Source organism: Peribacillus psychrosaccharolyticus ATCC 23296 (assembly GCF_000305495.1).
GTDB classification, from domain to species: domain Bacteria; phylum Bacillota; class Bacilli; order Bacillales; family DSM-1321; genus Peribacillus; species Peribacillus psychrosaccharolyticus.
In genome coordinates this window covers 1-7,706 of record NZ_AJTN02000215.1, presented here as the reverse complement: position 1 = coordinate 7,706, position 7,706 = coordinate 1, and the positions used below count along the sequence as shown (strand labels likewise).

Here is a 7,706-nt window from a genome sequence, read left to right as displayed (position 1 = left end):
ATAGATAATGATTCAGTACATATCAAATTTACCATGATCATACTCTTTGTCATGTCCCTTTCTCTTTCTTCTTGTTAAAGTTGAACAAATGGTATAGAATATATCTGCACATATTGATAGTTAAACTATCAAATTTAAAAAAGAGGTGTTAGTATGGAAAGATTACTTAATAAAGTAGCAATTGTTACCGGTGCAGCAGGTGGTATGGGAGCTTCTCATGCTCGTAAATTTGTAGAAGAGGGCGCAAAAGTTGTCCTAACCGATTTAAACGAAGAAGCAGGAAAAGCTCTTGCCAATGAGCTTGGCGAAAATGCTATGTTTATTAAACAAAATGTTACAAGTGAAGCAGATTGGGAAAACGTCGTTTCTGAAACAGAAAAGGCTTTTGGACCAGTAAACATCTTAGTTAATAATGCTGGTATCAGTCGCAACAACTCTATTGAACAAACAACTTTAGATCAATATTTACAAATCGTTAATATAAACCAAGTGTCAGTATTTTTAGGAATGAAATCTGTTGTATCCTCTATGAAAAAAGTAGAAAATGGATCAATCGTCAATATTTCTTCAATGAATGGCTTAGTCGCTGGCGCAATTGGTTATACAGATACAAAATTTGCTGTTCGTGGCATGACAAAAGCAGCGGCAATGGATTTTGCCCGTTACGGTATTCGCGTAAACTCTGTTCACCCAGGTGTAATTGAAACACCTATGATCTCATCAGGTGATGCAGTTGAAGCAATTAAGGAATTTTCAAAACACATTCCACTTAAGCGTGTTGCACAGTCAGAAGAAATAACAAATCTTGTTTTATTCCTAGCTTCTGATGAATCAAGCTATTCTACAGGTTCTGAATTCGTAGCTGATGGCGGTTTAACTGCTCAGTAATGTAAACAAACTGGTTGCCTCTTTTGAGGACAACCAGTTTTTTTTACCTAACACCTTCTTGTACTCATTATCTGAAGAATCACTGGTCACCAGTAGGTGGTACGTCTAATGGATTAAAGGTGTGGATTCCCAAACTTTCACCCTCTGCCATGGTTTATACAAAAATAGAATACTGCACAGGATTTACAAACCCCAAATTCCCTGCTAATTTTATTGATGATTTATTTCCTGTATCACAATCCCAACGTGGGATTCTATTACTTTCGAGGCAGTGATGGATAAAGGCATTTGCAATAATAGAAGCTAACCCCTGACCTCTATACTCTTTGTGAGTTGCAATATCCATTTCTGAATAATGACGTGAAGAAAAAATAGACGTACATTCACTAACTACTTTGCCATTATGGAGGATGCAGTAACCAAAGCCATAATTACAGAAATTAGATACAGTTCCCCAGTATTCTTTATAATAATCTTCATTAAATTCCGCGCTATTTACCAGCAGTTCTTCATTGATTCTCCTTATGGAATACTCCTTGGGCAATACCTTATCATCGATTTGTTTCTTTCTATCATAATCAAAGGAATATCTGCTCATCTGCCTAAGCATATCTTTAAACTGATTCTTAATTACACAATCCCAGTTTTCATTTGAGGAAAATAAAGTAAATCGTAGTTTTTTCTTTTTTCTTTGATTATATAAATCAAAAAGATAATCATTGAAATCATGATTGTTCTCATTACCTACAACGAAATAGACACCAGATTCTGTTCCAATTAATGCTGTCTGAGGAGTAACAGAATCCGCATAAACCGTTCCACGAATATGCTGATCCAATACGGACAGAACAAAAGTGGGAAGTATCTTTTCTTTATCTTCTAATCCTATTCTTACTCTCTCAAAATCATTTTCATTAAGGATGATCATACGATTAACCCCTTCTTTATCAGCATTCATACTGAAGATGATAATTAACTAAAAAGATTGCTGAATTAGCACTCTTAATCGGTGGATGTATGTTTTGATTCCAAAACAATGTCATGACAGCATAAAAGCCGATTACTACTAAAGTTATTGGGACTAATAATGATAATGCGATTTTCTTCCATCGTCCTTTTTCAGAAATGAGTACTAATAACAGAGCTAATAGATATGTAGTAATCGTAATTGGGAGCATATTATCTGCCAAAAAATCAAAATACTTCGCGCAGCTAATAATAAAGTAATAGATAGAATACCCGTGTATTTTCTCACATCTAACCTCCTCTTATGAATATTTTACCAAATGCATCCTCTTAACTGGCATTTTTAATAGAAATTAACGAAAAAAGCACTTATCCTATTAAGGGTAAGTGCCTTTATAATTAACTTATCTATTCCAAAACGGTCTACAGTTTGAACTATTATTTACGTTATTCCCGCAATCATAATTTTCTACTACCGTTTCTTCCACTGTACGTTCAGTTACTGGATAGTAATTTTCATTTCTAATAATCGTTCTGTTTACATTCACAATTTCAGTAGGATGTATATTTCTAACTACTCGTTGATTGGTTGTTGTATTAAGTACTGTTTGTGAAGGATTTACTATAACCTCTTCATTTTGTCCATTATAACAATTCCCTCTAGAGTGATTATTATTTCCATTTCTTCCCATAATTAATTCCACCTTTTTGGATTATTTCCTTACAAAGTAGTATATGTAAACAGCTAAGGACTTGTCCTAGACAAACAACTTATCTTTTCTTAGAAGATTAGGACACAAATAGTATTTAATTAAAGTTGTTTGTTGTTATTTACAACAGTAATTTAAATGAGTTTATCCTTTATACATAGAAACAACTCCTATATAATGTAAATTACCCAGACATTTCTTGGAGGTTATTTAATGAAACTATCTAGAATGGTAAAAATGATTTTTTCTTTTTCTTTGCTTTTTTCTTTGTTGATAAGCAATTATGGGAGCTCAACAGTAAAAGCAGCTGCGTTCGAAACAGCATTTGTTACTACTAGTACGAATTCGCCTCTCAATGTAAGAAGTGGAGCTGGTACAAACTATAAGTCTATTGGTTCTTTAAAGAGTGGATCAAGTGTTAACGTTTATTCTAAAACGTCAACTGGATGGTCAGAAATTCGTTATAAAAGTAAAAAAGCCTATGTATCAACAAAGTATTTATCTTTTTATACAGGTGTTAAAGTAACAAAACATCATTATAAAGGGATTAAGGACCTTGCCTATGCACAAGTTTCAGGAATTAAAAATAAAAAGGTTGAGGATAAAATTAACCAAACATTATCCAATGAGGCAAAAGCATCATACAAAACATATTTGAAAATAAAAGATGATGCTAAAAAAGAATAAAAAAATAGGTAACTGTCAAGAGTTAATGTGTAATTACGAATATATCACGAATTATAAAGTTAATTATAACGACGGTTCAAAACTAAGTATCTTAACCAATAACTATGCATATACAGGCGGTGCACATGGAATAGGATATGCTGAATCCTTTAACTTTACCATTAGTAACGGGAAGCAGATGAAAATCAGTGATGTTCTTACATCAAAATCAAAAATGAACTCCGTACAAAAATTCGCATATAAGTATATGAAAAACAGAGAGCCATTTAAACACTTTGTTACCAAATCAAGTGATGTAAAAATAAATAAAGATACACAGTTTTATTATAATCGTGATGGCATAACCTTGGTTTTTCAGGAGTACGAAGTAGCTTCCTATGCGGATGGAAACCCAACTGTATCGGTCCCCTATTCAGTTTACAAATAATCAAAACGTGAAGGGATAACTCCTTTCACGTTTTTTTCCCCATACACAAGAAAAAGCATGCGTTGTGTAGATGCTTGGATGACTTAAGCTTTTATCGGTAAAAGACAATCTCCTCCCTATTCTTAAAAAATCACCAAATACATGAACTTATAAAAAATTGGGTATAGGAATACATAAAGCACGAGATACATTTTAATGGGAGTGTGATTAAATGAACATTGAGATCAAAAAAGAAGCAGTCGCTCAACTAAAAAAAGTAGATTATAAAGAGAACGAGGGCGTCCGTATAGAAGCTATTTATCTTGCGAGCTGTTCGATTTACGTGGAACACGAACTAAAAATAGACAATCAAAACGAAGATGATGAAAAATTTATTATCGACGGGATCCCTGTTTTACTATCAAGTGAATCTAAAAAACATCTTCCGGATAACGTATATCTTACTTACAATGATAAGCTTGGATACAAACTATATTCAGATGAAGAAACATTTAGATACAATCTCCAGTTAAAAAGAGTAAATTAAACATAAGTAAATGTCGTAGCAAAGAAGCAAAAACACGGTAGAACATTGTTTGTAATGTTCTACCGTGTTTTTATGAACAATAAAAATTAAAAATCAACATTTTCCAAGTATAACCCTGCTGGATCCGCCATACGGCCCGTTTGGACTCTTTCTTTTGATTCTAAGATACTTGGGATCTTTGCAGCAACGATTTCACCTAAACCAACTTCTATTAATGTACCGACAATTTTTCTCACCATATTATAGAGGAAACCATTCCCTCGCACTCTAATTTCAAGGAAGCCCGCAATTTCTTCTATCTCAATAGTATAGATCTCGCGCACCATAGATTTTTTCTTAGACTTTGCATTTGAATAAGATGTAAAATCATGTGTACCTATAAAATATTGACAGGCTTCTTTCATACTAGGGATATTCAAAGTTTCCTCAACATGCATACTGTATTTCCGCATGAAAGGATTGGTATATTGCTCGTTCCAAATCTTATACAAATAGGTTTTATCCTTAGCATTATAACGAGCATGAAAACGTTCAGGAACCAATTCAACCTCTACAATGCTAATATCCTGGGGTAAATATCGATTTAAGTAATTCATAACTTCAGATTCAGTTGAATTTCCACCCATCTTAAAATTAGCTATTTGGGCAAGTGCATGCACACCGGAATCAGTTCTGCTGCAACCAAAAATTTCAATTGGTTCCCCTGCCATTTCTGTTAAGACGCTTTCAATTTTTCCTTGAATCGTATTATCACTATTACCGAGTCGTTGCCAGCCTTGATAGCGTCCACCATCATATTGAATGGTCAATTTATAATTATTCATTGTTTCCTCCTAAAAGATCATAAAGTACAAGCCGCTCAAATTCTTGCTGTGTGGGGGAACAAATGATTTATACCTAGTCAACCAGTATCACTCCACAAGATGTTAACATGCTGATGTGCCCCTAGTTCCATGTTCCGGGACAAATTTAAATACATATTTTATGTAAAGATCATCCATTTTAGTTAGGCGTTTCCAAACTATTTCCTAACAGCCACAGTAAAAAGCACTTCAGCATAGTGTACCAAAGCAGCTACCATCATGCAAAGGAACGCATTATTCATAAGATTCCAAAATGCATGTTTAAAATAAAGGAATTACATGTGCTATACTACGGTAGAAATATATAATCTAGTTTACTTTTTTGAATGAAAGGAGTGATTAAATGCATCCAAACCTAATCATGAATAGTATTGGGTGGATATTTATTACTTTTTTAGGAATTAGTAAACTCTTATACTCTGAACAACTTTCAAGTATTACTACGGGATTCGGTGGATTACTCTGTTTTATGATTGCATTGTATTTAGCCTTTTTTAGACCTTTTCGAAAAAAGGATAAGATTTAACATCAAAAAATTGGCTCTAACTCCAGGCATGAATCTTAGATTCCTAAGTAAGCGGTCAGAAACCTTCCTTCCCCTCGTGAACCAAGCACAGTCTCTCTCATCCGGAGATCATCTGGACTTCGGTTTAGGTTTCCCCCCCTCCAAAACTCCCTTGAGCTAGTTAACTGGTAGGATTAGTTAATATTCATCTTGTAGATAAGCCATTTGGAATTTTGTAATTGCATGGTTATTTCCCAATTATTTCCATTGCTATATTCTCCATTCTTAAAATTAGTTGTAAATCCAATTTTAGCTTTATTTTCTTCTTTTTTAATGGTGTGTATATCAGTAAATTCTAGGTTTCCAACAGTTAAAAAATCATGCATATCCTTCTCTCCATCAGGGAAGGTTTCCTTCATGTAACTTTCAGCAAATAATTGTTTAAAGAGGTTGAAATCCTTTTCTTCATAGGCCTTTTGGAAACTTTTTACCGTTCCTTCTGGTGACAAGTTGGGGGACTTTTCAACCGTAAAGTTAAGAAAGATCATGGCTAACAATAGGAAAGAAAAGATTATTATTAGGTTTTTTTCATAGTTCTCCTCAATCCATACTCAAATTAATAATTAACTAATTATACCATATGGGTAATTAGCAGAATATCATTCTGTCAGTCTGAACCACCATTTCACAAGCTGTTGCGACGATAATGTGACCACCTACATAATAATCGTATGTTTATAAGTATCTTTATATACAAAAGGAGGATCCGAAGGTTATTATAAGTTTGACCGAACTAATTAATGTTTGATCATACAAACAAACTAGCATAATGGGGGAAAGACAACATGGCGAAAATTTACCTAGCTTCACCATTTTTTAACGAAGAACAATTGAAACATGTTTCTAAAGCGGAACAGGTGTTACGTGACTTAGGACATACTGTATTTTCACCGAGAGAAAATCAATTACCTGAAGTTGAATTTGGTTCGTTTGAATGGCGCACATTCGTATTCAAGAATGACTTGGAACATATCAAATGGGCTGATATTACTTTTGGGATTATCGGAGATAACTATGATGATACAGGTACTGCATGGGAACTGGGCGCCTCTTATATTTTAGGTAAACCTGTTATGTTATTCAGCCCAACCGGCGAGATCATCAACCTTATGATTACGGACAGCCTCCATGCTTATTTTGAAGACTGGAATGACGTTGAAAACTATGACTTTGCTACACTACCTATTAAACCGTACTTAAAAGCAGTTAAATAAAGAATAAGCTGAATACCAATACATACGTTTAACTAATTTTCATATACTTTTTGACATTCTAAATACCCCTTACTCATTTGAGTAAGGGGTATTAGGTATTTATTCAAGAATAGCTTGTGTTTGATTTATTTACTCATTACTTTTTTGGTCTCTGAAGGATTTCTAATTTGAACTGCCTCTTCCTGGCATACAAAGCATAAATTTATCGTTTTATGTAAAAATCATTCATCATGATGATGGTTACTACTACTTTTACTACTACCCCTCACATGACTCCTTGAGTGAACCCCAGATACTGCTTGAGAATTAGATTCACCCTTATTTTTAAAAATCATTTTCATGATACCTGAAACAACAAATAAACATAGTCCAACAAGTATCCATCCTTTATACTGGACTAGCCACTCCACAAAAATTCACCTCTAAACTATTATATAATGCTCAATAATTATACATCAATTTAATTCATATGCTATTAATACGTTCTGAAAACTAGAATGAAATATAAAAAATAATACTAAGAAAATTTCAGGAAACCTAAATTAGCAATTAATGAATACAAAACCAACATAATCTATTTTAAATGGATATTTATTTCATATACCTTTATCTAGATTAAAAAAGCTTTTTTCAAAGATGAGAACAAGCAGTATTAATAAACTTTGCCGTAGCAATGCCCTTTTCCGTACCCCTATGCATATCTATATGCCGCTCCATCGATTCCTTTTACTCTACAACCTTATACAACTGCTTCCAGTCCATTTTTCATACCATGCAATGTGGATTTAATATGATTGTATTTATTAAAAATAACTTTAGTGATAATAGAAAAATTGGGTACTATCTGAGGAATATACTTC

At 33.5% G+C, this 7,706-nt stretch carries 10 protein-coding genes; 5 read left to right on the top strand and 5 right to left on the bottom strand.

Features of this window, described 5'->3' with window-relative positions; translation table 11 throughout:
- Positions 1-153: 153 nt before the first annotated feature.
- Positions 154-888 carry a glucose 1-dehydrogenase gene (locus WYK_RS15730; RefSeq protein WP_040375428.1) on the top strand — a complete coding sequence of 245 codons (735 nt, stop codon included), beginning with the start codon at positions 154-156 and terminating at the stop codon, positions 886-888.
- 154 nt (positions 889-1,042) lie between these two features.
- Here the strand turns inward: WYK_RS15730 and WYK_RS15725 are convergent, their stop codons facing one another.
- The 3 genes from WYK_RS15725 to WYK_RS15720 all read right to left on the bottom strand — a co-directional run bounded on the left by WYK_RS15725 (position 1,043) and on the right by WYK_RS15720 (position 2,546).
- A complete protein-coding gene (locus WYK_RS15725) occupies positions 1,043-1,816 on the bottom strand; it encodes a GNAT family N-acetyltransferase (RefSeq protein ID WP_040375427.1) in 774 nt (257 codons plus the stop codon).
- A 19-nt stretch (positions 1,817-1,835) separates the two neighbouring features.
- Positions 1,836-2,078: a hypothetical protein gene (locus WYK_RS24585; RefSeq protein WP_152526483.1), complete on the bottom strand. Its 243-nt coding sequence runs from the start codon at positions 2,076-2,078 to the stop codon at positions 1,836-1,838.
- A 180-nt stretch (positions 2,079-2,258) separates the two neighbouring features.
- Positions 2,259-2,546: a CotD family spore coat protein gene (locus tag WYK_RS15720; RefSeq protein ID WP_040375426.1), complete on the bottom strand. Its 288-nt coding sequence runs from the start codon at positions 2,544-2,546 to the stop codon at positions 2,259-2,261.
- Between the two features lie 231 nt (positions 2,547-2,777).
- Between WYK_RS15720 and WYK_RS23395 the strand changes: the two genes are divergently transcribed.
- From WYK_RS23395 to WYK_RS15705, 3 genes are all read left to right on the top strand, one after another.
- Positions 2,778-3,251, top strand: coding sequence for an SH3 domain-containing protein (locus tag WYK_RS23395; RefSeq protein ID WP_051387577.1), 474 nt, complete (start codon positions 2,778-2,780; stop codon positions 3,249-3,251).
- 25 nt (positions 3,252-3,276) lie between these two features.
- Complete coding sequence (locus WYK_RS15710) at positions 3,277-3,678, top strand: DUF3298 and DUF4163 domain-containing protein (RefSeq protein ID WP_161629144.1); 402 nt, start codon at positions 3,277-3,279, stop codon at positions 3,676-3,678.
- A 211-nt stretch (positions 3,679-3,889) separates the two neighbouring features.
- The gene (locus WYK_RS15705; protein WP_040375425.1) at positions 3,890-4,204 is read left to right on the top strand and encodes an iron-sulfur cluster biosynthesis family protein; all 315 of its coding nucleotides are present in this window, start codon (positions 3,890-3,892) and stop codon (positions 4,202-4,204) included.
- An 86-nt stretch (positions 4,205-4,290) separates the two neighbouring features.
- On the opposite strand, the gene truA is transcribed toward WYK_RS15705, so the two are convergent.
- Both truA and WYK_RS15690 read right to left on the bottom strand, forming a co-directional pair.
- Positions 4,291-5,028 carry a tRNA pseudouridine(38-40) synthase TruA gene (gene truA / locus WYK_RS15700; protein WP_040375424.1) on the bottom strand — a complete coding sequence of 246 codons (738 nt, stop codon included), beginning with the start codon at positions 5,026-5,028 and terminating at the stop codon, positions 4,291-4,293.
- A gap of 738 nt (positions 5,029-5,766) precedes the next feature.
- Positions 5,767-6,081: a hypothetical protein gene (locus WYK_RS15690; protein WP_040375422.1), complete on the bottom strand. Its 315-nt coding sequence runs from the start codon at positions 6,079-6,081 to the stop codon at positions 5,767-5,769.
- A gap of 336 nt (positions 6,082-6,417) precedes the next feature.
- Between WYK_RS15690 and WYK_RS15685 the strand changes: the two genes are divergently transcribed.
- Positions 6,418-6,846 carry a nucleoside 2-deoxyribosyltransferase gene (locus tag WYK_RS15685; RefSeq protein WP_040375421.1) on the top strand — a complete coding sequence of 143 codons (429 nt, stop codon included), beginning with the start codon at positions 6,418-6,420 and terminating at the stop codon, positions 6,844-6,846.
- Positions 6,847-7,706: the final 860 nt, after the last annotated feature.

Coding starts and splice junctions, on each gene's coding strand:
- WYK_RS15730 (WP_040375428.1), top strand. CDS start 154: ATGGAAAGATTACTTAATAAAGTAGCAATTGTTACCGGTGCAGCAGGT.
- WYK_RS15725 (WP_040375427.1), bottom strand. CDS start 1,816: ATGATCATCCTTAATGAAAATGATTTTGAGAGAGTAAGAATAGGATTA.
- WYK_RS15720 (WP_040375426.1), bottom strand. CDS start 2,546: ATGGGAAGAAATGGAAATAATAATCACTCTAGAGGGAATTGTTATAAT.
- WYK_RS23395 (WP_051387577.1), top strand. CDS start 2,778: ATGAAACTATCTAGAATGGTAAAAATGATTTTTTCTTTTTCTTTGCTT.
- WYK_RS15710 (WP_161629144.1), top strand. CDS start 3,277: ATGTGTAATTACGAATATATCACGAATTATAAAGTTAATTATAACGAC.
- WYK_RS15705 (WP_040375425.1), top strand. CDS start 3,890: ATGAACATTGAGATCAAAAAAGAAGCAGTCGCTCAACTAAAAAAAGTA.
- truA (WP_040375424.1), bottom strand. CDS start 5,028: ATGAATAATTATAAATTGACCATTCAATATGATGGTGGACGCTATCAA.
- WYK_RS15685 (WP_040375421.1), top strand. CDS start 6,418: ATGGCGAAAATTTACCTAGCTTCACCATTTTTTAACGAAGAACAATTG.